Below are 25,656 nucleotides of genomic sequence, written 5' to 3' on the forward strand. Positions count from 1 at the left end.
AAAAACAAGCAAGACAATGGTGACCATGAAGTGCATAAAGAAACATGTGACTGGTTACCCAAAGTTGAAAACAGAATTTACCTGGGTTGGCATTCATACTGTGTAAGTGCAGTAAATGAGGCAAAAAAATACTATTCTCAGGTTAATGGATGTTACTACTGTTCGATTAATTGCCATAATTCATAAAACCATAGTCGCATCATATCATTCATTGCGAACTTAAAACATATGCAATTATCGGGTAAACAGGAGATAGAACATGAATATTCACAACTGAAAACAATTTACAATGAACACGTTTATTACCTTTTTGGGAGTTTTATTTTTTTTCTTAAACGAAATTATTACCATAGAAACCAGGGTTTACATTTGTAATGGTAAAGGGAGTAAACGTTACCATTATACCAAATCGTGTCGCGGACTGGCACGTTGCTCTACAGCAATAGACCAGGTAACCTTATCCAAAGCCAAAGAAATGAGACGTACCCTATGCGGCTGGGAGGATTAGAAACAGACTGTAATTATCTTTCAAACACGCCTGCCGGTATTCAGACCTCATAAATTGAACACTACTTATTCGGGTTTAGTTAAATAACAGCTAAATCATAATCCAATTTGCCCGACTTATTTAAAACTGAATTTTAAAAATACGGGTAGGTGATCTGATAATTTTCGGGATTTCTCAAGTCTGTCGCAGAATCGAACAAAATCTATAATTCCTCCTTCTACCTTTTCAATATTGTCAGAGTAAAAAATATTGTCTATGGGGTAATTTAAATAATCTTCTCGTTGACAGGTTCTTTTTAAAGTTGTTTTTTGGTTTGAAACTGCAGGCTTATAGCCATGATCTTTTAAAAAGTCGAACACGGTATTTTTTTCATCTACATTAAAATCACCTGCTAAAAGTAAGGGCGTTTTCAAAGAGCCTATTATAAAATGACTTAAAACTTTTATCTCGCTTTCGGGATTTTGATCATAGCGGCGAGAATGATAATTCAAGATAGTAAGCCTCTTTGTATAAATGTAAAAATCCAGTAAAAAAGGTTCTCTGTCTATCTGTTCTTCTAATTCCGAAAGCAACCAGCCTCTGTTTTTGATCTTAATGTATTTTGTTTTCCAGATAAAGGCATAACGTTCTGTTTTATATTTAGGGCTCCTGGTGGGGTTACTAACAACATAATCCCATTTGTTTCCTTTTCTGTTTAAAATATCAGTGAGTTTTGCAACGGCTTGTGCACCGCCATATCCTGATACTACTTCCTGAATGGCCAGGATATCAACATCTTTAACAATATCAGCTATTTGTTCCAGTTCTTCATTATTTTTTGATTTCCCAAAATCACGAATGTTCCATGATGCTAAAACAATAGTATCCGATTGAGAGAAAGCATTAAAACAGAAAAGCAGAAAAAATAATGTGAATCTTTTTTTAAGCATTAAAGTACACTTTATAGAGAGCTTGCAAAATACTCAAAAAGAGTAATGTTTTTTTACAGATATCTGCAATGAAGAATATTGTTTAAACAAAAAAGCGAGCTTTAAGTTTGCTAGCTTTTACATTTAGTTTTCAAATTTTGGATTTAGCGGAGTCGGAGGGATTGATATATACCTTTTTCCGTTGAACCAATATTGCAAATGAGAGACCACAAAGCATACGCTTTTGCTTTGTATTTTGTCACATTCCATAAACGGTATTTTTGGCTTATTCTAAAATAAAAAACCACGCTTTTAAGCGTGGTTTCCCAAGTGTTGTGGAGTCGGAGGGATTCGAACCCTCGTCCAAACAAGCAATTAAATAGCTTTCTACATGCTTAGTTCCCGTTTTATTTTCAACGTATAGCTGACCGGCAACCGCCTACTATACGCCTAGCTTCTTAAGGTTTGAAATGTGGCCGAAGCAACTACATTTCTATGTTGACTTTTATGGTGTCTCCAAACCGATCGCCGTCAACAAGGGCTATCAGGAGACATCCAGCTTTCCCGCCTTGCGGGACGAGGCCAGGACCTACTATAATTCAGTCAATTAGGCAGCTAGAGCGTAGTTATTCTCGCCATTTAAAAGTGTGAAACAGATATTTACGAGCATTAGCTTCATAGCTCGACATGCTTACTATTCAATTCGACTCGCTGTCAAAACCAGTCGACCCCATATTTTTAAGAACGTTTTTCTCTCGTTTTTTGCGAAGGGCAAATTTACAATAAAAATTAATTAAAAACCTTTGCAAGCCACTTCTACAACTGTTACATTTGAAACAAAATCTATACCAAACTGTTAATAAATGAAATTTGGAATCATTAAAGAACGCAAAACCCCGCCAGATCGCAGAGCAGTATTGTCTCCGGAAGCCTGTCAGGAAGTCATGAAGCAATTTCCTCGGGCAACTTTTAAAGTAGAACCTTCACCTTTACGGGTATTTAAAGATGAAGCATATACTGCCGCAGGTGTTGAAGTATCTCATGATCTCTCTGATTGTGATGTTTTATTAGGTGTAAAAGAAGTACCTGTAGAAGCACTTATTCCAAATAAAAAATACTTTTTCTTCTCACATACCATAAAAAAACAACCGTATAACAGAAAGTTGTTACAGGCTGTTTTGGAAAAGAATATTGAATTGTATGATCATGAACTCATCACAGATCAAAAAGGGCAGCGTTTGGTGGCTTTTGGAAGGTATGCGGGCATAGTAGGTGCCTATAACGGCATACGTGCCTATGGGCTTAAAACAAATCAGTTTACCCTGCCAAAAGCAGAAACGCTTCCAAATCAGCAGGCACTTGTAAATGCTCTGAGAAATATAACGTTGCCCCCCATACGTATTGTTTTAACCGGAAAGGGCAGGGTAGGGAATGGTGCCCGGGAAATGCTGGAAGGTATGAGTGTTAAAGAAGTAGATGTTCAAACATATTTTACCGGTACTTTTGAAGAAGCCATATATTGCCAGATCGATGTGCAGGAATATAACAGCCCACTTAACGGGCTCCATTTTGATAAAATGGATTTTTACAAAGACCCTACGGCGTATGTCTCTGATTTTATGAAATTTGCCGTAGTAAGTGATCTGTTCATTGCAGGACACTTTTACGGTGACGGCGCGCCTTTTCTTTTTACACGTGAAGATGCGCGTTCCCCCGCATTCAAAATAAAAGTAGTAGCAGACATTAGTTGTGATATTGACGGTCCCGTAGCTTCTACTATCAGAGCATCCACCATTGCAGATCCCATTTACGGTTATGATCCCTATACCGAAAAAGAAGTAGATTATTTAGCTCCCCATGCCATAGCCGTTATGGCAGTAGATAACCTTCCCTGTGAACTTCCCGCAGATGCGAGTGAAGGTTTTGGTGAAAGCTTTGTAAAGTATGTTATTCCTGCTTTTTTTAACCAGGATAAAGATGGTATTCTGCACCGGGCACGAATGACCCTAGATGGAAAGCTCACCGAAAAATATCAGTATCTGCAGGAGTATGTCTCAGGAGAGTAACCTTTTTGAAACCTAGAGTTTAATGAGTGATTTACAAATCTTTATAAATCAGATAATTTTCAAACAGGACGCCTTTTTTAGATTTTTGTTGCTTTTCGGTAATGAGATATCCGTTTTTCAGAAAAAATGGCAAAGCCGTAATACTTACATCTGACCGAATGATGGCAGATCTGTTATTCCTGGCTCTCTCTTCAATTTTCATAAGAAGTTTTTGGGCAATACCCTTTCTCTGAAAATCTTTATGCACAAAAAGTCCGTCAAAATAATCATTTCCGGCTAAAAATGCGAAGCCTGCCAGCCTTTCCCCATAAAAAGCGAGCGAAAAATAGTCATCACGTATTCTACTCAGCCATTTTTCGCGATCACTGGCACCGGAGGCCCATACTTTAATTTGTTCCGGCGTGTAATCTTTTTTGTTAATGTGCGTAATGGTTTCTTTAAAAAGTTCAACGATCAAGTTGAGGTCCTTTGGTGTGGCAAGCCGAAAGGATATATCCATTACAAACGGGTAATGGTTTTGCGAATGGCACTAAGGTTTCCAAGCAGTTTTTCAAGGTGATCTATGTGTAGCATATTAGCACCATCACTTTTAGCACTAGAAGGATCATAATGCGTTTCCATAAAAAGACCGTCTGCACCTACCGCTATTCCTGCTCTTGCAATAGTTTCGATCATGTCAGGACGACCTCCCGTAACACCGGAAGACTGATTGGGTTGCTGCAAGGAGTGGGTGACATCGAGTATAGTAGGGGCATATTCCTTCATAGCAGGAATACCTCTAAAATCCACAATAAGGTCCTGATACCCAAACATGGTGCCTCTGTCTGTAATCATTACCTGTTCATTTTGGCAATCCAGTACTTTCTGAACAGCGTGTTTCATACTTTCCGGACTCATAAATTGGCCTTTTTTAAGATTGACCACTTTACCGGTTTTGGCGGCGGCCACTACCAGGTCGGTTTGCCGTACCAGAAAAGCCGGTATCTGGAGTACATCTACAAATTCAGCAGCTTTTTTGGCATCATCTACTTCATGAATATCGGTAACCGTGGGTACTTTAAACGTTTCTGAAACTTTTCGGAGTATCTTTAGCGCCTTCTCGTCACCTATTCCCGTAAAAGAATCAATACGGCTTCGGTTGGCTTTTTTAAAACTGCCCTTAAAAATAAAAGGTATCTGTAATGCATCAGTAATGGTGAGAATGCGTTCAGCTATTTTCATAGCCATTTCTTCACCTTCTATAGCACAGGGCCCGGCAAGAAGAAAAAACTGATTGGCATCAGTATGTTTTATGTGGGGGATAAGTTCCAGTTGCATCGCTGAATTTTTCCGGCAAATATACATTTTTATTTCTCAGCATACTAAATGGCAAAATCCTTATTACACTAAAAGGCTCTGCTATTAAGAGGTTATAAACCAATTGCTTATCATGTTTTAAAAAAACAGGAAAAGCTGCTTTCTTCAGCTAAATAAATACTACCTTTGCACGCTTTAAAAACACTAGGTATGTCATCTATTAGAAATATTGCCATTATAGCACACGTTGATCACGGGAAGACCACATTGGTGGATAAAATTCTGCATCATTGTGAATTATTCCGCGAAAATCAGGAAACAGGAGAGCTTATTCTGGATAATAACGACCTTGAAAGAGAAAGGGGAATTACCATTCTCTCCAAAAATGTATCAGTACGATTTAAAGATACTAAGATCAATATTATCGATACTCCCGGACACGCCGATTTTGGCGGTGAAGTAGAACGTGTTCTCAATATGGCAGATGGAGTTTTACTGCTGGTAGATGCTTTTGAAGGGCCCATGCCGCAAACCCGTTTTGTATTGCAAAAAGCGATATCCATGAAATTAAAACCCATTGTGGTTATCAATAAAGTGGATAAGGAAAATTGTACCCCAGAGGAAGTGTATGAAGCGGTTTTCGACCTTATGTTTGAACTGGGAGCTGAGGAGTGGCAGCTTGATTTTCCGGTAGTTTACGGAAGTGCCAAACACAACTGGATGAGTGAAGACTGGAAGAAGCCCACCAATTCTATTGAACCGCTACTGGATATGGTGGTAGAGCATATACCCGAACCCAAAACAGAGGAAGGATCTTTACAAATGCTTATAACCTCACTGGATTATTCATCCTATACCGGAAGAATAGCCATTGGAAGACTACAAAGAGGAGTACTTACCCCGGGAATGAGTGTGTCTCTTGTTAAACGCGATGGCAGTATTGCCCGTTCCAGAATAAAAGAACTCCATGTTTTTGACGGCCTAGGAAGGAAAAAGGCCGAAAAAGTACATGCAGGAGATATCTGTGCCATTGCAGGGCTGGAAGGTTTTGAGATTGGAGATACCATTGCCGATATTGAAAATCCTGAAGGACTTCCTACCATAGCTATTGATGAGCCTACTATGAGTATGCTTTTTACCATTAACGATTCGCCGTTTTTTGGGAAAGATGGCAAGTATGTTACCTCAAGACACGTAAAAGAACGTTTGCAGAAGGAACTGGAAAAAAACCTGGCACTACGCGTTGAAGAAACCGATAGTGCCGATAAATTCATGGTGTTTGGAAGAGGGGTATTGCACCTTTCGGTTTTAATAGAAACTATGCGCAGAGAAGGCTATGAGTTACAGATTGGCCAGCCTCAGGTGATCATAAAAGAAATAGAAGGTAAAAAATGTGAACCGGTAGAAGAACTTGCTATAGACCTTCCTGAAGAAGTAAGTGGTAAAGCCGTTGAAATGGTGACCCAACGTAAGGGCGAAATGTTGAGTATGGAGCCCAAAGGAGAACGTATGCTAATGAAATTCCATATTCCTTCACGAGGTATTATTGGTTTACGTAACCAACTGTTAACCGCTACAGCAGGAGAAGCGATCATGAACCATCGTTTTCTTGAATACCAACCTTATAAAGGAGATATTCCGGGAAGAATAAACGGATCCCTGATCTCTATGGAAAAAGGAACTGCCATCCCGTATTCTTTAGATAAACTGCAGGAACGAGGAAAGTTTTTTATACACCCGGGCGAAGAGATCTATACCGGCCAGGTAATTGGAGAAAATACCAGAGGAGATGATATGGTGGTAAATGTTACCAAAACCAAAAAACTCACTAACATACGTTCTGCCGGTGCCGATGATAAAGTGAAACTGGCACCACCTATTAAGTTTTCACTGGAAGAAGCATTGGAATATATTCAGAAAGATGAGTATGTAGAGGTAACTCCCAAATCCCTGCGGTTACGAAAAATATATTTAGATGAGAACGAACGTAAGCGTAAGGAAAAATCTTTTTAGTAACGCGATACACACAATAAAAAGTAAAACAAAAAAGGCAGTAATTTTTCTATACTGCCTTTTTTGTTTTACTTTTTAAAGGGTTTCTACAAAGCCGGTTCTTCTTTTTTTACAAGCTTCATCCCAACGGGATCTTTACCAAATTCATATAAAAAACCATTCAAAATAAAATTGTTTTCCGTTTTGAGCTCAAGCGTTCCTTTTGAGTCTCTAAAAGCCTTAAATACATCGCTGTAACTTTTCAATTCCACTTCAAACTTTAAAAATCGGTCATCTATAAACAGGCCGGCTCCGGTAATTTGCCCTACCAGGCGTTCATTTTCAAGATAATCAATGCGAACGATTATCTTTTCCCCGTCTAAAGTAAGATGGCCTTCTCCCATACCTACATTATTGATATAAAACTTATAGACACCGGTAATATTGGAAGCAGTGAGTATTTGGTTGTGAAAATTGTAAATATTCGCGTAGCGCTTTTTCAGGCTGTCTTTTTCTCTTCGGTAATCCGGCAGTTTGTTTACACAATAGAAGGCACTGTCCAGCACCTTATTTCCAAAACTGGCCGTTTTACCCAGAGTGTATTCATTAAGTGCCCAGCGCTCATATAACCTTGCCAGATGAATATAGCGGTTCTTACTTTGGTCTGCTTTGGCCAATTGCAGGTGTGCCACAGTGTACTCTCTTGCTTTACCGGGATTAAAAACAGGAGAGGAGCGTTCCATATATATTCTTTTCAGGCTGTTGAGTGCATGCACTTTTATTTCGGCTGCTTCCGTGTTGGCCAGAACATGCTCAAATAGCTGTGCGGCTTCTTCTTTCTCATTAAGCATTTCCCGGTTTCGTGCTATATGAATAAGTACATCAGGTTCAAGATTGAGCAGCTCTTCGGGAGAGGCCAGTGTATAAACCCGGTCTAGAAGTACCCGGGCATTCGTTTTAAAAATTAACATGGCATTGGCGGTTTCCGCTTCCAGTGCTTCCGGATGAAAAGCTACCTGCTTATATATTTTTTCTTCATTAATAAGGGTGGTAATGTGCATTCGTACCGAGTCTAGGCGCGCTTCCAGCACTTCTTCGGGGGTAGGAGGAGGGAGCTCTTCTGATGTTTCACGATTTTTATTCAGACTAATAACAAGGGCCGTAATACTCAACCCCAATGCTAACGCTATAGGAAGATATTTAATACTATTCTCCGTGAGCTTTTTTTGAGTGTTTTTTGGGACTTTCATAGAGTGCTAATATACTAAATACCGGTTTTTTATATTTTTTGAAACAGAAGCTTTTTGAGAAAAATAACCGAAAAAACAATTTTAGTGGTAATATTGCTACTAAAAGTAATATGGATTTTCTTGGCATTTCAGGCACAGAATGGGTAGGGTACCTGGCTACGGCAGGTGTGCTCATTTCATTTTTAATGAAAGATATTGTACGATTACGAACCCTCAATATGGTAGGGTGTTTTTTCTGGGTTTTGTATGGGTTTATGCTAGATATTGCCTGGCCGGTGATCATTACCAATACCGCTATTTTCTGTATTAATGCATACTATCTGTACAAAGCCGGAAAAAAAGGTTTTCGGTCAAAAACCCAAAACCCTTAAATACTTTTTTGTACTACTTCAAACACTTTACTGCCATCGCATTTTAGTGTTTTTGAGGGAAATTTGAGTAAAAGAGCATAATCGTGTGTAGCCATCAGTATGGTACGCCCTGTTTTGTTAATTTCCTGTAGTACACGCATAACTTCCACACTGGTCTGAGGATCCAGATTTCCCGTAGGCTCGTCAGCCAAAATTAGCTCCGGATCATTCAATAAGGCCCGGGCAATAGCTACTCGCTGCTGCTCTCCTCCCGATAATTGGTGCGGGAACTTAAACCCCTTGGTTTTCATACCTACTTTAGAAAGTACTTCCTCAATTTTGAAATTCATTTTTTCAGGGTCTTTCCACCCGGTAGCTTTCAGTACAAACTTAAGATTTTCATTTACGGTCCGGTCAGGAAGCAGTTTAAAATCCTGAAAAACAATCCCCAGCTTTCTTCTTAAAAAAGGAATGTCTTTTTCTTTGAGTGTTCGCAGGTCAAAACCCACAATAGCACCCGATCCCTGAGTAAGCGGCAGATCTCCGTACAGGGTTTTCATAAAACTACTTTTTCCACTACCCGTTTTCCCAATTAAATAAACAAACTCGCCTTTTTTTACGTTTAGGTTTATTTCACTTAGTACAAGGTTCTCTTTCTGGAAAATGGCAACATCTCTGAGTTCTAATATCGTGTGGTCCATTCAACAATAATATAGATACAAAAGTAATAACAAAAAAAAGCTTTTAAAATTATAGTAAACTTCAAGTTATTAATCATTTTCAACAATTGTATAATTATTAGAAAAAGCCATCGTTATAGTATATGGTAAATCATCTAATTTTGATCTAACAATTTCATTTGACATGTATCGTACGCTAGTTGTGTTTTTTACTGTGCTCATTGGGAGCATTTCTCAGCTCCATGCCCAACAATCACAAGTATATACTCATTACAAAAAAGATTTTCAGGAAGCGCTGCAACTGTATAATAACAAACAATACCAGGCTGCACAAAGCATTTTTACTAAGGTAAAAACAGAAACCGAAGACTATGAAACCCGAGCAGACTGTGCTTATTACATAGCCAATTCAGCTATTCGTCTTAACCAGTTAGGAGCCGATAAGCTTATGGAGAGCTTTGTTACCGATTATCCTACCAGTACCAAGCGTAATACTGCCTTTATTGATGTAGCTGATTATTATTTTGACAATGGGAAATACGCCTATGCACTCAAGTGGTACGATAAGGTAGAAGATCAAAACATGAGCCGAAAAGAGAGAGAACAGTTTAACTTCAAAAAAGCCTATGCTCTTTTTACCGCCCGAAAGTATAAAGATGCCGAGAAATACTTTAACAAAGTACTCGAGAGTGCCGAGTTTGGTCCTCAGGCCAAATATTATTTGGGGTATATGGCCTATCAAAAAGATAATTACAAAACAGCAAGCACTTACTTTGATCAAATCACCAATGAAAAGGAATTTAATGAAAAACTCAGCTATTATCAGGCTGACATGAATTTTAAACTGGGCAATTTTGAAAAAGCCATCGCTATGGCCAAAGAACAAATGCCCAAAGCAGACCGTAAAGAAAAGTCAGAGTTAAACAAGATTATTGGCGAAAGCTATTTCAATCTTGAACAATATGAAGCGGCCATTCCCTATTTAAAAGAGTACAAAGGAAAACAGGGTCGCTGGAACAATACAGATTTTTACCTTCTCGGGTACGCCTATTATCAACAAGGCGATTATGAAAATGCCATAAACCAGTTTAACAAAATTGTAGATGGTACCAATGCGGTTTCGCAAAATGCATATTACCATTTGGCAGAGTGCTACCTGAAAACCGATAAGAAACAGCAGGCGTTGAATGCTTTTCGCAATGCTTCTCAAATGGATTTTGATCTGCAGATACAAAAAGATGCCTCTCTTAATTATGCCCGCTTGAGTTATGATATCGGGAACCCCTACACAAGTGTACCTCAGGTGCTGACTTCCTTTCTTGAAAAATATGCTGATTCTCCTTATGTACGTGAGATAGAAGAATTACTGATAGATTCTTACATCACTTCCAAAAATTATGAAGCGGCTTTAGAGGTATTGCGAACCAATAAAAATTATACCAGCGGGGAGGCGTATCAAAAAGTTGCTTTTTACAGAGGCCTTGAGCTTTATACAGAAGGGAACTATAGGGAAGCGGCTAATTTCCTGGAGAAATCTCTTGAGCAGCCCAGAGACCCCGTTTTTGCCGCACGCGCTATCTACTGGAAAGCCGAGAGCGACTATCTTCTTAATAACTTTGAGGAGGCCCTTATAGGGTTCAAACAGTTTAAAACCAACAGTACCGCTCCGCAAACCGAAGAATTCAAACATTTGGAATACAACCTTGCCTATACCTATTTCAAACAAAAAAACTATGCTGAGGCGATAACGTACTTTAAGGATTTTACATCAAAGAATGATGCCGTAGATCAGGTAATGTTAAATGATGCCCATTTGCGCCTTGGTGACAGTTATTTTGTTTCTGCACAATACTGGCCCGCAATGGAATCGTATGACAAAGCCATTGCCATGAATGGCCCCGATACTGATTACGCAGCTTTTCAAAAAGCGATTAGTTACGGTTTTGTAGATCGTAACCAGAAAAAAACAGAAGCACTAAGCAGTTTTATACGTGATTATCCAAGATCAACACTGCGGGACGATGCCCTGTATGAGTTGGGGAATGCATATATCACAGCAAACAATATTAATGAAGGCATGGAGGTGTTTGACCAACTGTTAGCATCTTACAAAAAGAGTTCCTATGTGCCAAAAGTATTGTTGCGACAGGGCCTTACTCATTATAATAAGGGTGATAATGCCAGGGCACTGGTTAAGTTTAAAACTGTAGTAAGAGACTTTCCCAGCACTACCGAAGCAGTACAGGCAGTATCTACCGCAAAACTTATTTATTTGGATGAAGGGCGGGTAAACGAGTACGCTTCCTGGGTCAGGAACCTGGATTTTGTAGAGGTTTCAGATGCCGAGCTGGATAACGCATCTTACGAAGCAGCACAGAAACAGTTTGCACAAAACAAAACAGAAGCCGCGATCAAATCTTTTGAGAGTTATTTAAAACAATTCCCAAATGGTTTGCACGTACTTGAAGCCAATTTTTATCTTGCTCAAAGTTATTACGGCAAAGGAGAAAAAGATACCTCAATCGGGTATTACAGCTATGTTGCATCTAAAGAACGTAATGAATATACAGAGCAGGCACTGGCACGTCTTAGCGAGTTATATATAACAAATAACAACTACACGGCAGCCATACCTGTATTGGAAAGGCTGGAGGTTGAAGCCGATTTTCCCCAGAATGTCATGTTTGCGCAATCCAATCTTATGAAAATAAATTATGAGCTAAAGAATTATGCGCAAACCGTTGCCTATGCCGAAAAAGTACTTGCCAATAACAAGATAAACGACCGTATTCGCAGTGACGCACGAATTATGATCGCCCGTTCGGCTATCAGTACCGGTGATGAGGGCAAAGCCCGTAAAGCCTATACCGAAGTACAAAAAACAGCTACAGGAGCCCTAATGGCCGAAGCGCTGTATTACGACGCATATTTTAAAAATAAGGATCAGGATTACGAAGCGTCCAATATATCGGTACAAAAACTGGCAAAAGAATACTCAGGCTATAAAGAATATGGTGCAAGAGGGCTTATTCTAATGGCCCGTAACTTTTATGCGCTGGATGATGCTTTTCAGGCCACCTATATTCTGAATAGCGTAATTGAAAATTTTACAGAGTATCCTGATATAGTAGAGGAAGCAAAAACAGAACTCGCCAAAATCAAAACAGAAGAAGCAAAACGCAATGCCTCGGTAAACCCCGATGGTAATGAATAGCCCATTCAAAAATAACATTGATCAAAGAACAATTCATAAATCATTCACATTCATGCAAAGGCAATTCTTATTTTTATTAATACTGTTTATGGGGGCTTTCACTTCCGTGTTCAGTCAGGACGATAAGAAAAAAGAAATAGGTACAGAGGTAGTTAACGTAGTAAAACCTTATACTCCCAGTGTTTCAGATGCATTTAAAGTAAAACAATTACCTGTGCTGAACGATTCAGTCACTACTGTGAAAAAACAAATAAAATACAGTATTTTTTCAGTACCCGTAGCATCTACGTTTATTCCTGCCAAAGCAAAACCCAATCAGGTAAAAAAAGCCAAAAAAGAAGTTTTGTATAATACCTATGCTTCCCTCGGGTTAGGTAATTTCAGTACGGCACTGGTTGATTTTTATACGAGTCGCACCTTTAACCGTAATGAGACCCTTGATCTGTATTTAAATCATCATTCTTCGCAGGGAGGTATTGACGGGGTGCAACTGGACGATGCTTTTTTCAATACACGCTTAGAAGGAAATTATCGCAAAAAAAGCAGATATCTCAATTGGGGTGTAGATGCTGGTTTTCAGCATCAAATATACAATTGGTATGGTATTCCGGTACAACCGGGCTTTGATGAAAGCGTTCTCAATAATATAGATGAAAGCCAGACCTATTATACCGCGTTTGCCAGTGCCCAACTCAGTACACCCGATTCATTTTTTAAAGAAGGGAGTGTATTGCTAAGGCACTTCTGGGATGGTGCTGATTCCGGTGAAACCCGGGCCTATTTTACGCCTACTTTGGAGATCCCAATTTCCGGTGAGTTAATAACGACCCAGTTTACCGTTGATTATGTTACCGGTGCTTTTGAGCGTAATTTTTCCGGTACCGGAGAGATAGATTACAATTCACTGCTTTTAGGAGTATCCCCTTCACTCGTAGTTTTAAGGGATGACCTTACTGTTAACTTAGGTGCGTCTATTTTTTACTCAGTAGATCAGGACAACAATACATTCTTTATTTACCCTAATGTTACCGCAAGTTATCGGCTGGTTGATGAGTTTGTGATCGCCTATGGAGGTATAGAAGGGAAACCGGTTCAAAATTCATATTATGATTTCGTTCAGCAAAACCCTTTTGTGTCGCCCACTTTAAATATAACACCTACCGATCAGCAATATAACTCCTATGTAGGGGTAAAAGGTAAATTCCAGTCCAATATTGGTTATAACCTGAGAGGTTCGTACATAGCCGAAAATAATAAACCATTGTTTAGAACCAATTCAGTAAATGCTATTGCAAGCCCTAATGAAGGGTATGCCTATGGAAACTCATTTGATGTAGTGTATGATGATGTTAAAACCATTTCAGTTTTTGGAGAACTTACTATAGATATTAACCGGGATTTTTCACTGGGGGTCAATGCAGAGGTATTCGAATTCACCACAGATGAAGAAGATGAAGCCTGGAACCTGCCTACCCTTACCGGCTCTTTATTTGCAGATTATCAGATCTCGGAAAAATGGTTTGCCGGAGCCAGTATTTTTTATGTAGGTGAGCGTGAAGATATTTTTGTGCCAGACCCGGGAACAACACCGGTAGTACCTGATTCTGAGCGTTTAACATTAGATAGCTTTTTTGATATAAACGCCCATTTGGGATATAGGTTTGACAATCAATTGTCTGCTTTTTTAAGGTTAAATAATATAGCAGGTAATGAATATGCCCGTTGGGCCACTTTTCCGGTACAGGGTTTCCAAATACTGGCAGGAGTTACGTATAAATTTGATCTCTGATCCAAAAGAATAAGTTTTTAATCACTATTTATTAAAAATTTTTTTGCAAACCAGATTATAAAATTTTCATGAAAACAATACATTTGTGCAAAGCTTAATTCATGAAATATATCCCCTTACTACTAGTTCTTATGCTAACATCCTGTTCTCCAAAGAAAGAACAGGTAGATATGATGTTGTTTAATGCAAACATTTATCAGGTAGATAAAGATTTTACCAATAGCCAGGCATTTGCCATAAAAGATGGTAAATTCATTGCTATAGGTACTACCGAAGACATTTTGAATGCATATGTGTCAGATCAAATGTTTGATGCAGAAGGTAAAACCGTTCTTCCCGGTTTTTATGATGCCCATTGCCATTTTTACCAGTTAGGGCTCAATAAGCAGAAAGTCGATCTTACGGGAACCACCAGTTATGAAGAAGTACTGGAACGTACGGTGGCTTTTCAAAAAGAGCGCAATACCCGCTTTATCCTGGGCCGGGGCTGGGACCAAAATGACTGGGAAGTAAAAGAATTTCCAACTAAAAAAGAATTGGACGCTCTTTTTCCCGATACTCCTGTGGCGCTTGAAAGAGTAGATGGCCATGCATATTTGGTAAACCAAAAAGCACTGGATCTTGCCGGAATAGACAAAAACACCCGTATTGAAGGTGGTGAGATCGAAATAAAAAATGGCGAACTTACCGGTATTTTGATAGATAACCCTATGGCTATGGTAGATGCCGTGATCCCTTCTCCTAACAGAGAAACGAAAATAAGAGCTCTGCAAGATGCCGAAAAAATATGTTTTTCTTACGGGCTCACCACAGTAAACGATGCCGGCTTAAGCAAAGAGATCATTTCTCTGATAGACAGTTTACAACAGGCAGATCTTTTGCAGATGCAGGTATATGCTATGGTAAGTAATACTCCCGAAAACCTGGATTATTACCTTAATAAAGGAGTGATTAAAACAGATAAACTCCACGTGAGATCAGTTAAAGTATATGGTGATGGAGCCTTAGGTTCCCGTGGTGCTGCTTTAAAAGAACCTTATTCAGATAAACCGGGACACCACGGTGCGCTGGTTACACCTGCCTCAGAAATTAAAGAACTGGCTCAACGTATTGCGGCCTCAGAATACCAAATGAATACACATGCTATAGGAGACTCTGCGAACATTGTGGTTTTAAGAGCGTATAAGGAAGCGCTGAAAGGAAAAGAAGACCGGCGGTGGAAAATAGAACATGCACAAATTATAGATACTATAGATTTTGATTATTTTGAAAACGGTATCATCCCGTCAGTACAGCCTACCCATGCTACCAGTGATATGTATTGGGCAGAAGACCGTTTGGGGCATGAACGAATAAAAGGAGCTTACGCTTTTAGAACTCTTCTTGGCAAAGCAAAGATAGTGGCACTTGGAACCGATTTTCCGGTAGAAAAAGTGAGCCCTTTTTTAACTTTTTATGCAGCGGTAGCAAGAAAAGACGTTGAGGGATATCCTGAAGGTGGTTTTTTACCACAGGAAAGCCTGAGCCGGGAAGAAGCTTTAAAAGGAATGACCATATGGGCGGCATATTCAAATTTTGAAGAGAAGGAGAGAGGAAGTATCGAAATAGGGAAGAAAGCCGATTTTATAATTCTGGATGAAAACATTATGGAAGTTCCCGAAGAAGAAATTCCTAATATAAAAACACTCCAAACATTTATATCAGGAAAAAAAGTGAATTGATATTATAAAAATCCCCTTCCGTTTGAGAAGGGGATTTTTTTATGTGTATATCTAACCTGGTTTCTACAGGTCTATAGGAATAGCTACGCGGGTAGTGTCCCATCCCAGAACCATATGCACACCCTGATCTACCGGTTTAAAAGCAATAGAGAAGGCTTCCAGCTCTTTTTCATCGGTTTTTGATGGTACTTTAATGCGGGCCACATCCAGCTTTTCTTCATAGGAATACGCACCCCAAACATCTAACTTGGAGTTTAAGATAATGGTCCATTCATTTTCACCGGGAATAGTATGCAATACATAAGTACCTGCTTTCACATTTTTGTTCCCAAATTTTACATTCTTATAAAACGTAATTTCTGTAGCTTCATTGGCACCCGTTCTCCATATCTGGTTATATGCAACAATACCCCCAAAGATCTTCCGCTCCTTCTTCTGCGGTCTTCCATATACCACTTTAATAAGAGGTGGTGCATTTCTTTCAGTACGATAATACGTAATGTCATGCGGGCTTTTATCAAGTCCGCTAAACTTTTGGGCCTGGGTTTCGTTCATAAAGGCAAAAGCCAGTGTTGTGAAAATAAGTGCTGTGATTCTTCTCATGATACTAATATCTGTTTTATGTGTTAAAGCTAAAAAATGAACTTCTTATGATTTTGTTAAACATTGGTAGGGAATTGTTAAAGTTACCTTACACTTACACATCAAAAAAAATACTTCATACAACAGTTTTTATAGTTTTATATTTTAATATTATAACTAAATAAAGTTTTAAAATGTAATTAAAATAGCTTTTAATGTTTTAATAATAAAAATATAAGTGCAATTTTGATATTCAATTATAACTTAAAAAATTATGTGCGGAATTTTAGCAATTATTGGCAAAGAGAAAGATCCCGGGCTGGTAAAAAGTATATCAAAGAGAATGCATCATCGCGGACCCGATGAAAGTGATATACATATTACCGATAACGGATACGTATTGAGTCATGAACGATTGTCGATCATAGACCTTCATACAGGTAAGCAACCTATACAGGGAACAGATACCGCCTGGATGGTGCATAATGGAGAAATATATAACCATCAGCATTTAAGAGAAACCGTTTTGAAAGAGCACACTTTCCGCACCACTTCCGATTCTGAAGTCATAGTTCATCTTTATGAAGAATTTGGTTATGACTTTTGTAACAGGCTTGACGGGGTTTTTGCTTTTGTAGTTGTAAATGGAGATGATTTTATGGCCGGACGTGACCCTGTTGGTGTAAAACCTCTGTATTATGGAAAAGATAGTGAGGGTACCATGTATTTTGCTTCAGAAATGAAGGCCCTTGCAGATCAATGTATTGAATTTACCACTTTTCCGCCGGGGCATTTCTATACACCTAAAACCGGTTTTGTGGCTTATTACAAGCCTGCCTGGTTTGATCCGGCAAAAGCAACCCAAAACCTGGATCTTAAAACACTTAGAGATGGACTAATTAACGCTACCAAAAAACGCCTCTTGGCAGATGTGCCTGTTGGAGTTTTACTATCAGGCGGACTCGATTCGTCGTTAACCTCTTCTATTGCCAGCAGGTTACTAAAAAACACTAACAGCAAGCTGCATTCTTTTTCTATTGGTCTGGACTCAGAAGCACCTGATTTGCTGGCGGCAAGAAAAGTGGCCGACTACCTGGGTACAGAACACCATGAAATACATTTTTCAGTAGAAAAGGGCATAAGTATATTGGAAAAGCTTATCTGGCATCTCGAAACTTACGACGTTACTTCCATAAGAGCTTCTACCCCCATGTATTTCATGAGCAAAGTGATCACCGACATGGGGATCAAAGTAGTTCTTAGCGGTGAAGGGGCCGATGAAATATTTGGAGGATATCTTTATTTTAGAAATGCCCCATCTGATCTGGAATTTCAAAAAGAAACTATTGAAAGAGTACAAAAACTGGCTACGGCCGATTGTTTGAGAGCCGACAAAAGTACAATGGCTCACGGCCTCGAAGTCCGCGTACCGTTTCTCGATAAAGACTTTCTGGATATTGCCATGCATATAGCTCCCGAATACAAACAGCCCAAAAACTTTAAAGACATAGAAAAATATATACTTCGAAAAGCTTTTGATACTCCTGAGAAGCCATTTCTTCCCGACGAAGTGCTCTGGAGGCAAAAAGAACAGTTTTCAGATGGAGTAGGCTATGGTTGGATAGATCAGTTGATCGCTCATTGCGAATTAAAGGTAACCGATGCACAAATGGCCGAAGCAGCGGTTAAGTACCCTGTAAATACCCCTGCCACCAAAGAAGCTTATTATTACAGAGAGATATTCAGCCGTCACTTTCCTCAAGACAGTGCTGCGGCTACCGTTCGGAAATGGATACCCAAATGGCAAAAAAATACAGATCCGAGTGGGAGAGCTAATGCCGCACATGTGAATGCCGATACTACTATTGCACAACCGTCGCAAAAAGTTTTTACAGAGGCTTTATAGGTGTGTTTCCGTTACATATAACCGATAAAACCCACGAAAAGAGGAGTGTTTTTTAGCACTCCTTTTTTTATGTATTTTTTCACATGAAATTGTTAATAACTTAACAAGGTAAAAGTGCTTCAAACCCGCAAAATGACTAATGTTTTGTTATATTTGTTCGTTTGGTAATTTGTTAAAAATAACCTGAGAGATATGAGTGAAGAAGTAAATAAAAACAATTATTCTGCAGACAGTATCCAGGCCCTTGAGGGTATGGAGCATGTAAGGATGCGTCCTTCCATGTATATAGGTGATGTAGGCCCCAGAGGATTACACCATTTAGTGTACGAAGTTGTTGATAATTCTATTGATGAAGCGCTTGCCGGTTACTGTGATTCTATTAAAGTCGTTATAAACGAAGATAACTCGATTACCGTTGAAGATAACGGTAGGGGGATCCCGGTAGATATGCACAAAAAAGAAGGGGTTTCTGCTCTTGAAGTTGTAATGACCAAAATTGGGGCGGGAGGTAAGTTTGATAAAGATTCGTATAAAGTATCCGGGGGTCTTCACGGTGTAGGGGTGTCCTGCGTAAATGCCCTTTCCGATCATCTTAAAGCTACCGTTCACAGAAATGGCAAAATATGGGAGCAGGAATATGAAAGAGGAAAACCCCAGTATCCCGTTAAACCTGTTGGAGAGACCAGCATTACAGGTACAATTGTCACTTTTAAACCAGATGAAAGCATATTTCAGCAAACCATAGAATACAATTACGATACCCTGGCAGGGCGTATGCGTGAGCTTTCTTTTCTCAATAAAGGCATTACCTTAGAGCTGGTTGATAAAAGAAATAAAAAGGAAAATGGAGAGTTTGAAAGAGAAGTCTTTTTTTCAGATGAAGGACTTAAGGAATTTATACGCTTTCTTGATGGGAACAGAGAACCGCTTATTGCCGATGTTATTTCCATGGAAGGCGAAAAAAACGACATTCCCGTAGAGGTAGCCATGATATACAATACCTCATTTAATGAGAATTTACATTCGTACGTTAATAATATTAATACCCATGAAGGGGGTACACACCTTTCCGGTTTCAGAAGAGGGCTTACCTCCACTTTAAAAAAATATGCAGATGCTTCCGGCCTTTTAGATAAGCTTAAATTTGAGATATCGGGAGACGATTTTCGGGAAGGTTTAACAGCCATAGTATCCGTTAAAGTAAGTGAACCGCAGTTTGAGGGGCAAACAAAAACCAAATTAGGTAACAGAGAAGTTACTTCTGCCGTTTCACAGGCCGTTTCAGAGATGCTTGAAAACTATCTGGAAGAACATCCCAATGATGCCAAAACCATCGTGCAAAAGGTAATTCTCGCAGCGCAGGCAAGACATGCCGCCAGAAAGGCCCGTGAAATGGTGCAGCGTAAAACGGTTATGAGCGGTGGCGGACTTCCGGGAAAACTTTCAGACTGCTCAGAACAGGACCCCGAAAAATGTGAAGTGTTCCTGGTAGAGGGAGACTCGGCAGGCGGAACCGCCAAGCAGGGCCGTGACCGTAATTTCCAGGCCATATTGCCATTAAGAGGTAAGATATTGAACGTTGAAAAAGCAATGCAGCATAAAGTTTTTGAAAACGAAGAGATCAAAAACATTTTTACAGCATTAGGAGTAACCATAGGTACCGAAGAAGATTCAAAAGCACTGAATCTTGAAAAACTGCGATATCACAAAGTGATCATCATGTGTGATGCCGATGTGGACGGTTCTCATATCTCAACCTTGATCCTTACCTTCTTTTTCAGATATATGCGCGAACTCATTGAGAATGGCCATGTCTATATCGCCACCCCTCCTTTATATTTAGTTAAAAAAGGAAATAAAAAAGAATATGCGTGGAACGATAGAGAAAGAGATGTTTTGATCGAGCAATTTGGTGGTAGTGTCAATGTGCAACGTTATAAAGGGCTTGGAGAAATGAATGCCGAACAGCTCTGGGAAACTACCATGAATCCTAATGGGCGTACCTTGCGCCGGGTAACCATAGAAAGCGGAAGTGAAGCAGACCGTATTTTCTCCATGCTAATGGGTGATGAAGTGCCGCCTCGCCGTGAATTTATAGAAAAGAACGCAGTTTATGCCAATATAGACGCATAGATGTATAACTCCCATTATCAAAAAACCCGTGGAAAAACCTTCACGGTTTTTTTATTTTTTTACTATTTTGCATACCTCAAATCTGACAAATTATGAAAAACAAATTATCATTACTTATTTTACTGCTATCGGCAACAGGAAGCTATGCACAGGAGAATATTGATAACCTCCTGGCTGCAGGTATAAATGATGCCCGCACCTTTACAAGAGCTTACCTTGAGCCGGCAGGTGACGGAATTATTCACAACCTTAATAATGGATGGTTTAACAGCGGAAAAGCCAAGAAACTTTTTGCTTTTGAAGTATCTGTTATAGGAAATGCTTCTTTTGTGAAAGATGAAAACAAATCTTTCATTCTTAATACCAGTGATTATGAAAATTTGCGTTTTCAGGACGGCAGTACTTCAAGAGAAGTATCAACAGCCTTTGGAGATATAGAGAATGTAAATGTAGTAGTAGAAGGACCCCTTCCCGGAGCCGTAGATGATGCTGTTTTTGAATTGCCTACCGGTTTAGGCTCGGCAGATGTTAATTTTGTACCCAGCGCTTTTCTTCAGGTAAGTGTAGGGCTTATAAAAGGAACCGAAGTAAAAGCGCGTTTTTTTCCAAAAATTACAACTAATGACGTTGAAGCCGGATTATATGGTTTCGGTATTCAGCATGAGTTTACTTCCTGGCTTCCCGGAGACAAAATATTTCCCATAGCCATATCAGGACTCATAGGGTTTACACAACTTGACGGAACCTACGAATTTACCGATACAAATATCGTAGAAGGTGAAAATCAACGCCTTGAGAATAATACCCAGTCATGGGCCTTTCAGCTTATAGGCTCTACCAAATTCCCCGTTTTCAATATTTACGGAGGGCTAGGGTATATTACCGGGACTTCTGAAACCGATTTAAGAGGTACCTATCGGGTAAGATCTGGTGTACTGGCCAATGAGACCGTAGTAGATCCTTTTTCAGTAAGCAGTGATGTGTCCGGAGTGAGAGGTACCCTTGGCGCACGACTTAAACTGGGCTTTTTCAGGCTTAATACCGATCTTACACTGGCTGAATTTACCACAGTTTCTTTGGGAATGAGTTTCGGATTCAGATAATTTGCTTTTTTTTAATAGATAGAATCCTTTCGCGTTGCGACTATTTCAGTAATTTTGTTAAAACAAATTACTAATCTGTTAAAAAATAAATACATGAAAGTTACGATAGTAGGTGCCGGTAATGTGGGTGCCACCTGTGCAGATGCCATTGCTTATCGAAGAATAGCAAGTGAAGTGGTTCTACTGGATATTAAAGAAGGTTTTGCGGAAGGAAAAGCACTTGATATTATGCAAACGCAAACCACTCTGGGTTTTAATACCAGAGTAACAGGAGTAACCAATGATTACAGCAAAACCGCAGGTAGTGATGTAGTGGTAATTACATCCGGCGTACCCAGAAAGCCGGGAATGACGCGAGAAGAGCTCATTGGAATTAATGCAGGTATTGTTAAAACAGTAGCAGAGAATATACTTGAGCATTCTCCCAATACTATTATCGTAATGGTATCCAACCCTATGGATACCATGACATATCTTGCTTTAAAAGCTACCGGTCTTCCCAAAAATCGTATTATAGGTATGGGAGGCGCTCTGGATAGTTCACGTTTTAAAACCTATCTCTCCCTGGCACTTGAAAAACCGGCAAATGATATTCACGGAATGGTAATAGGTGGTCATGGCGATACCACTATGATCCCTTTAACCAGGCTGGCTTCTTACAATGGCACACCTGTTTCTCAGTATTTAACAGAAGAAACCCTTGAAAAAGTAGCAGCCGATACTATGGTGGGAGGCGCTACTCTTACCAAACTTCTGGGAACTTCTGCCTGGTATGCTCCCGGAGCCTCCGTTTCCTATCTTGTTGACAGTATCCTTAACGATCAGAAGCGAATGATCCCCTGTTCAGTTTACCTTGAAGGAGAATATGGTCAAAATGATATATGTATAGGAGTACCCTGCATTATAGGTAAAAATGGTTTAGAGTCAATTGTTGATATACAACTTGATGATAAAGAAAAGGCACTTTTTGCAAAAAGTGCAGAAGCAGTTCGCAATATGAATACGGCTTTAGCCAATTTGGTATAACAATCACATCTTCTAAAATACATATTCAAGCCGCCTTTCAGCGGCTTTTTTTGTTAAACAAAACCTGTAAATAAATTGGTTAATCTTCATGTAAATTTTATATTTGCTCGTTTTTAAATCGACTTTATAAATTAACTAAGAATGCAAAATAAGGGACTTATCAGGCTATTTGCCATTTTGTTCGGTATTGTAAGTATCTATCAGTTATCATTTACTTACTTTACCAATAAGGCAGAAGAGGAAGCAAAAGAATTTGCATCCGTAAAAATAGCTGATTCAGAAGATGATTATGTGGCTAAGAGGGAAGCAGAAGAGGTAAAATACCTTGATTCTATTGGCAATCTTAAGATTTTTGATCTGGGATTTACCAGTTTTACCTATAATGAAGCAAAAGAAAAAGAGCTCAACAAAGGTCTCGATCTGAAAGGAGGTATTAATGTGATCCTTCAAATATCGGTAAAAGATATTTTAAAGGGACTTGCTAACAACTCCAAAGATCCGGTCTTTAACAAAGCTCTCGCAGATGCCGATCTCGCATCTAAAAACAGTGATGAAACGTATATAGACCTTTTCTTTACTGCTTTTGACGCTATTAAAGGAGATACAAAACTCGCTTCTCCCGATATTTTTGCCAATAGAACATTAAGTGACGAAGTTAATTTTCAAATGTCTGATGAAGAAGTAAGGCCTATTATCAGAAGAAAAGTTGACGAGTCCGTTGTATCTGCATTTGAAGTATTGCGTAAGCGTATCGATAAATTTGGGGTAACCCAACCCAATATTCAACGTTTGGGTACATCTGGACGAATTCTTGTAGAACTTCCGGGAGCCAAAGATGTAAACCGGGTAAAAAAGCTGCTTCAAAGTACTGCGCAACTCGAGTTTTGGGAAACGTATAAATCAGAAGACCTGGCCACTTTTATGGTAGCGGCTAATGCCCGTTTGGGAGAACTTCTTAAAACAGAAGAAACTGCACGCGAAGAAATACTGGAAGAAACCGAGTCTGAGATCGATTCACTTTTGTCAGATATAGAATCAGATTCACTCGAAGTAAAAAATGCCAATCCGTTATTTGATCTTATTATCGGTGGCGGGCAGCAGGGATCTCCCATAATTTCAACCTTTGCCACTAAAGATACGGCTACCATAAACTCATATTTGAAAATGCCGGAGATTAAGCAACTGCTTCCGGCAGAGCTGCAATATGCGCGTTTTGTATGGGGTAAAGCCATTGAAGACTCTGAAAGTATAGACCTGTATGTACTAAAATCAAACAGAGAAAATCAGGCTCCTTTAAGTGGCAGCGTAGTAGTAGATGCACAGCAAACATACGATCAGTTCAACAAACCGGCAGTTTCCATGCAAATGAATGGAAAAGGTGCCAAAGCATGGGAAGAACTTACCGGGAAAGCATATAATGAACAGGGTAATATTGCCATTGTACTGGATGATATCGTGTATTCGGCCCCAGGTGTTTCCAGAGGGCCTATTTCCGGAGGTAACTCTGAAATTACAGGACAGTTTACGCTCAATGAAGCTACTGACCTTGCCAATGTATTACGAGCAGGAAAATTACCTGCTTCCGCCGATATCATTCAATCAGAAGTAGTAGGGCCTTCTTTAGGCCAGGAAGCCATTAACAGTGGATTTACTTCCTTTATCATAGCCATGTGTATTGTACTTTTATGGATGGTATTTTATTACGGAAGAGCCGGGGTCTTTGCAGATGTGGCACTCGTGTTCAATATTGTTCTCATATTTGGAGTGTTGGCAGGGTTGGGAGCCGTGTTAACTCTACCGGGTATTGCAGGTATTGTTCTTACCATAGGTATGTCTGTAGATGCCAATGTACTTATTTTTGAGAGAGCCAAAGAAGAGCTGAGCAAAGGAAAAGGTGTAAAACAGGCTACCGCCGATGGTTTTAATAATGCATTATCCTCTATTCTTGATGCCAATATAACCACCGGTCTTACCGCATTGATCCTTCTTATCTTTGGAACAGGACCAATTCAGGGATTTGCAACTACGTTATTAATAGGTATTGCAACATCACTTTTCAGTGCTATTTTCGTGACCAGACTTCTGCTTGAAGGGTACATTAAAGAAGGTAAGCGCAAACTGGATTTCTCGACAGCAATTACAAAGAATCTGTTCCGGAATATGAACATCAATTTCCTGAACAAACGAAAGATATCATATGTAGCTTCAGGTATTATTTTAGTAGTTTGTATCATTTCTCTGGTTACTCAGGGACTTAATCCCGGAGTAGATTTTGCCGGAGGGCGTTCTTATCAAATTCGTTTTGAGAATCCGGTAAGTCCAACAGAAATATCAGAAGACCTTAATCCTGTGTTTGGAAGTGTGGAAGTGAAAACTTTTGGCTCTGCCAACCAGGTTAAAGTCACCACCAAGTACAAAGTAGATGTTGAAGGGGCAGAGGTAGATGAAGAAATACAAGAAAAGCTTTTTACGACATTGCAAAAATATCTTCCCGCCGGTATAACTTACCAAAGTTTTGTGGGAGGTAGTGATGAGGCTAAACTGGGCATTCTTCAATCAATTAAAGTAGGCCCTACTATTGCCGACGATATTAAGAAAGGGGCTTTGTGGGCCGTATTGGGCTCTTTGGCTGTAGTGTTTATTTATATTTTATTCAGGTTCCGAAGATGGCAGTTCTCACTGGGAGCAGTAGCTGCCGTATTCCATGATATTCTTATCGTATTGGGTATTTTCTCCCTTACTTATAAGTTTATGCCTTTTAATATGGAGATAGATCAGGCGTTTATAGCAGCGATCCTTACCGTAATTGGATATTCTCTTAACGATACTGTGGTCGTTTTTGACCGTATTCGGGAAATCATTAATGAGAAAGGATGGCGAGGAGGCGATAATACCAATTCTGCATTGAATAGTACTTTAGGAAGAACCTTAAATACCTCACTTACCACCTTAGTCGTGCTACTTACGATCTTCATATTTGGAGGTGAGTCATTAAGAGGGTTTATGTTTGCCATGATCGTAGGTATTTTAGTAGGTACTTATTCATCACTGTTTATAGCTACTCCGGTAATGTTTGATACACTTAAAGAAAAAGGAAAATCAAAATTAACCGAAGAAAAAGAATAGCTATTT

18 protein-coding genes and 1 other RNA gene are annotated in these 25,656 nt (G+C 39.4%); 12 read left to right on the forward strand and 7 right to left on the reverse strand.

Features of this window, described 5'->3' with window-relative positions:
- The first annotated feature begins 289 nt into the window (after window positions 1-289).
- The gene (locus WAO84_RS02685) at window positions 290-508 is read left to right on the forward strand and encodes a hypothetical protein (protein WP_340063489.1); all 219 of its coding nucleotides are present in this window, start codon (window positions 290-292) and stop codon (window positions 506-508) included.
- A gap of 116 nt (window positions 509-624) precedes the next feature.
- Here the strand turns inward: WAO84_RS02685 and WAO84_RS02690 are convergent, their stop codons facing one another.
- Both WAO84_RS02690 and ssrA read right to left on the reverse strand, forming a co-directional pair.
- On the reverse strand, window positions 625-1,437 hold the full coding sequence (locus tag WAO84_RS02690; protein WP_340063490.1) for an endonuclease/exonuclease/phosphatase family protein: 813 nt from the start codon (window positions 1,435-1,437) through the stop codon (window positions 625-627).
- 312 nt (window positions 1,438-1,749) lie between these two features.
- Window positions 1,750-2,148, reverse strand: a transfer-messenger RNA (tmRNA) gene (gene ssrA, locus WAO84_RS02695).
- Window positions 2,149-2,279: 131 nt separating this feature from the next.
- On the opposite strand from ssrA, the gene WAO84_RS02700 reads away from it, so the two are divergent.
- Window positions 2,280-3,482: an NAD(P)-dependent oxidoreductase gene (locus tag WAO84_RS02700; protein WP_340063491.1), complete on the forward strand. Its 1,203-nt coding sequence runs from the start codon at window positions 2,280-2,282 to the stop codon at window positions 3,480-3,482.
- A 31-nt stretch (window positions 3,483-3,513) separates the two neighbouring features.
- Here WAO84_RS02700 and WAO84_RS02705 read toward each other — a convergent pair whose 3' ends face one another.
- On the reverse strand, window positions 3,514-3,981 hold the full coding sequence (locus WAO84_RS02705) for a GNAT family N-acetyltransferase (RefSeq protein WP_340063492.1): 468 nt from the start codon (window positions 3,979-3,981) through the stop codon (window positions 3,514-3,516).
- The gene (gene kdsA / locus WAO84_RS02710) at window positions 3,981-4,799 is read right to left on the reverse strand and encodes a 3-deoxy-8-phosphooctulonate synthase (RefSeq protein WP_340063493.1); all 819 of its coding nucleotides are present in this window, start codon (window positions 4,797-4,799) and stop codon (window positions 3,981-3,983) included. The genes WAO84_RS02705 and kdsA overlap by 1 nt, the downstream gene beginning before the upstream one ends.
- Before the next feature lie 189 nt (window positions 4,800-4,988).
- On the opposite strand from kdsA, the gene typA reads away from it, so the two are divergent.
- Complete coding sequence (gene typA / locus WAO84_RS02715; protein WP_340063494.1) at window positions 4,989-6,791, forward strand: translational GTPase TypA; 1,803 nt, start codon at window positions 4,989-4,991, stop codon at window positions 6,789-6,791.
- A gap of 86 nt (window positions 6,792-6,877) precedes the next feature.
- Here typA and WAO84_RS02720 read toward each other — a convergent pair whose 3' ends face one another.
- Window positions 6,878-8,020 (reverse strand): hypothetical protein, encoded by a 1,143-nt coding sequence (locus WAO84_RS02720; protein WP_340063495.1) that lies wholly within the window; start codon window positions 8,018-8,020, stop codon window positions 6,878-6,880.
- Window positions 8,021-8,058: 38 nt separating this feature from the next.
- Between WAO84_RS02720 and WAO84_RS02725 the strand changes: the two genes are divergently transcribed.
- Window positions 8,059-8,391 carry a hypothetical protein gene (locus WAO84_RS02725; protein WP_340063496.1) on the forward strand — a complete coding sequence of 111 codons (333 nt, stop codon included), beginning with the start codon at window positions 8,059-8,061 and terminating at the stop codon, window positions 8,389-8,391.
- Here the strand turns inward: WAO84_RS02725 and WAO84_RS02730 are convergent.
- A complete protein-coding gene (locus WAO84_RS02730; RefSeq protein WP_340063497.1) occupies window positions 8,388-9,071 on the reverse strand; it encodes a cell division ATP-binding protein FtsE in 684 nt (227 codons plus the stop codon). The two genes, WAO84_RS02725 and WAO84_RS02730, sit on opposite strands and share 4 nt — an antisense overlap.
- Before the next feature lie 163 nt (window positions 9,072-9,234).
- On the opposite strand from WAO84_RS02730, the gene WAO84_RS02735 reads away from it, so the two are divergent.
- From WAO84_RS02735 to WAO84_RS02745, 3 genes are all read left to right on the forward strand, one after another.
- Window positions 9,235-12,264: a tetratricopeptide repeat protein gene (locus WAO84_RS02735; RefSeq protein WP_340063498.1), complete on the forward strand. Its 3,030-nt coding sequence runs from the start codon at window positions 9,235-9,237 to the stop codon at window positions 12,262-12,264.
- Entirely contained in the window at window positions 12,257-14,053 is a 1,797-nt protein-coding gene (locus WAO84_RS02740; RefSeq protein WP_340063499.1) for a TonB-dependent receptor, read from the forward strand. Before WAO84_RS02735 ends, WAO84_RS02740 begins: the two co-directional genes overlap by 8 nt.
- A gap of 101 nt (window positions 14,054-14,154) precedes the next feature.
- On the forward strand, window positions 14,155-15,774 hold the full coding sequence (locus tag WAO84_RS02745) for an amidohydrolase (RefSeq protein ID WP_340063500.1): 1,620 nt from the start codon (window positions 14,155-14,157) through the stop codon (window positions 15,772-15,774).
- Window positions 15,775-15,837: 63 nt separating this feature from the next.
- Here the strand turns inward: WAO84_RS02745 and WAO84_RS02750 are convergent, their stop codons facing one another.
- Window positions 15,838-16,377 carry a DUF2911 domain-containing protein gene (locus tag WAO84_RS02750; protein WP_340063501.1) on the reverse strand — a complete coding sequence of 180 codons (540 nt, stop codon included), beginning with the start codon at window positions 16,375-16,377 and terminating at the stop codon, window positions 15,838-15,840.
- A 253-nt stretch (window positions 16,378-16,630) separates the two neighbouring features.
- Between WAO84_RS02750 and asnB the strand changes: the two genes are divergently transcribed.
- The 5 genes from asnB to secDF all read left to right on the forward strand — a co-directional run bounded on the left by asnB (window position 16,631) and on the right by secDF (window position 25,650).
- The gene (asnB, locus tag WAO84_RS02755; RefSeq protein WP_340063502.1) at window positions 16,631-18,262 is read left to right on the forward strand and encodes an asparagine synthase B; all 1,632 of its coding nucleotides are present in this window, start codon (window positions 16,631-16,633) and stop codon (window positions 18,260-18,262) included.
- Window positions 18,263-18,454: 192 nt separating this feature from the next.
- Window positions 18,455-20,395 (forward strand): DNA topoisomerase (ATP-hydrolyzing) subunit B, encoded by a 1,941-nt coding sequence (gene gyrB, locus WAO84_RS02760; RefSeq protein ID WP_340063503.1) that lies wholly within the window; start codon window positions 18,455-18,457, stop codon window positions 20,393-20,395.
- A 92-nt stretch (window positions 20,396-20,487) separates the two neighbouring features.
- Window positions 20,488-21,498 carry a DUF6588 family protein gene (locus WAO84_RS02765; RefSeq protein WP_340063504.1) on the forward strand — a complete coding sequence of 337 codons (1,011 nt, stop codon included), beginning with the start codon at window positions 20,488-20,490 and terminating at the stop codon, window positions 21,496-21,498.
- A 93-nt stretch (window positions 21,499-21,591) separates the two neighbouring features.
- On the forward strand, window positions 21,592-22,524 hold the full coding sequence (mdh, locus tag WAO84_RS02770) for a malate dehydrogenase (RefSeq protein ID WP_340063505.1): 933 nt from the start codon (window positions 21,592-21,594) through the stop codon (window positions 22,522-22,524).
- A gap of 141 nt (window positions 22,525-22,665) precedes the next feature.
- Window positions 22,666-25,650, forward strand: coding sequence for a protein translocase subunit SecDF (secDF, locus tag WAO84_RS02775; protein ID WP_340063506.1), 2,985 nt, complete (start codon window positions 22,666-22,668; stop codon window positions 25,648-25,650).
- The last annotated feature ends 6 nt before the right edge of the window (window positions 25,651-25,656 follow it).

The sequence above is a fragment of the Ascidiimonas aurantiaca genome, from assembly GCF_037646345.1.
Lineage (GTDB): Bacteria > Bacteroidota > Bacteroidia > Flavobacteriales > Flavobacteriaceae > Ascidiimonas > Ascidiimonas aurantiaca.

Coding starts and splice junctions, on each gene's coding strand:
- WAO84_RS02765 (WP_340063504.1), top strand. CDS start 20,488: ATGAAAAACAAATTATCATTACTTATTTTACTGCTATCGGCAACAGGA.
- WAO84_RS02740 (WP_340063499.1), top strand. CDS start 12,257: ATGAATAGCCCATTCAAAAATAACATTGATCAAAGAACAATTCATAAA.
- gyrB (WP_340063503.1), top strand. CDS start 18,455: ATGAGTGAAGAAGTAAATAAAAACAATTATTCTGCAGACAGTATCCAG.
- WAO84_RS02700 (WP_340063491.1), top strand. CDS start 2,280: ATGAAATTTGGAATCATTAAAGAACGCAAAACCCCGCCAGATCGCAGA.
- secDF (WP_340063506.1), top strand. CDS start 22,666: ATGCAAAATAAGGGACTTATCAGGCTATTTGCCATTTTGTTCGGTATT.
- mdh (WP_340063505.1), top strand. CDS start 21,592: ATGAAAGTTACGATAGTAGGTGCCGGTAATGTGGGTGCCACCTGTGCA.
- WAO84_RS02690 (WP_340063490.1), bottom strand. CDS start 1,437: ATGCTTAAAAAAAGATTCACATTATTTTTTCTGCTTTTCTGTTTTAAT.
- WAO84_RS02685 (WP_340063489.1), top strand. CDS start 290: ATGAACACGTTTATTACCTTTTTGGGAGTTTTATTTTTTTTCTTAAAC.
- typA (WP_340063494.1), top strand. CDS start 4,989: ATGTCATCTATTAGAAATATTGCCATTATAGCACACGTTGATCACGGG.
- WAO84_RS02720 (WP_340063495.1), bottom strand. CDS start 8,020: ATGAAAGTCCCAAAAAACACTCAAAAAAAGCTCACGGAGAATAGTATT.
- asnB (WP_340063502.1), top strand. CDS start 16,631: ATGTGCGGAATTTTAGCAATTATTGGCAAAGAGAAAGATCCCGGGCTG.
- WAO84_RS02745 (WP_340063500.1), top strand. CDS start 14,155: ATGAAATATATCCCCTTACTACTAGTTCTTATGCTAACATCCTGTTCT.
- WAO84_RS02705 (WP_340063492.1), bottom strand. CDS start 3,981: ATGGATATATCCTTTCGGCTTGCCACACCAAAGGACCTCAACTTGATC.
- WAO84_RS02730 (WP_340063497.1), bottom strand. CDS start 9,071: ATGGACCACACGATATTAGAACTCAGAGATGTTGCCATTTTCCAGAAA.
- kdsA (WP_340063493.1), bottom strand. CDS start 4,799: ATGCAACTGGAACTTATCCCCCACATAAAACATACTGATGCCAATCAG.
- WAO84_RS02735 (WP_340063498.1), top strand. CDS start 9,235: ATGTATCGTACGCTAGTTGTGTTTTTTACTGTGCTCATTGGGAGCATT.
- WAO84_RS02750 (WP_340063501.1), bottom strand. CDS start 16,377: ATGAGAAGAATCACAGCACTTATTTTCACAACACTGGCTTTTGCCTTT.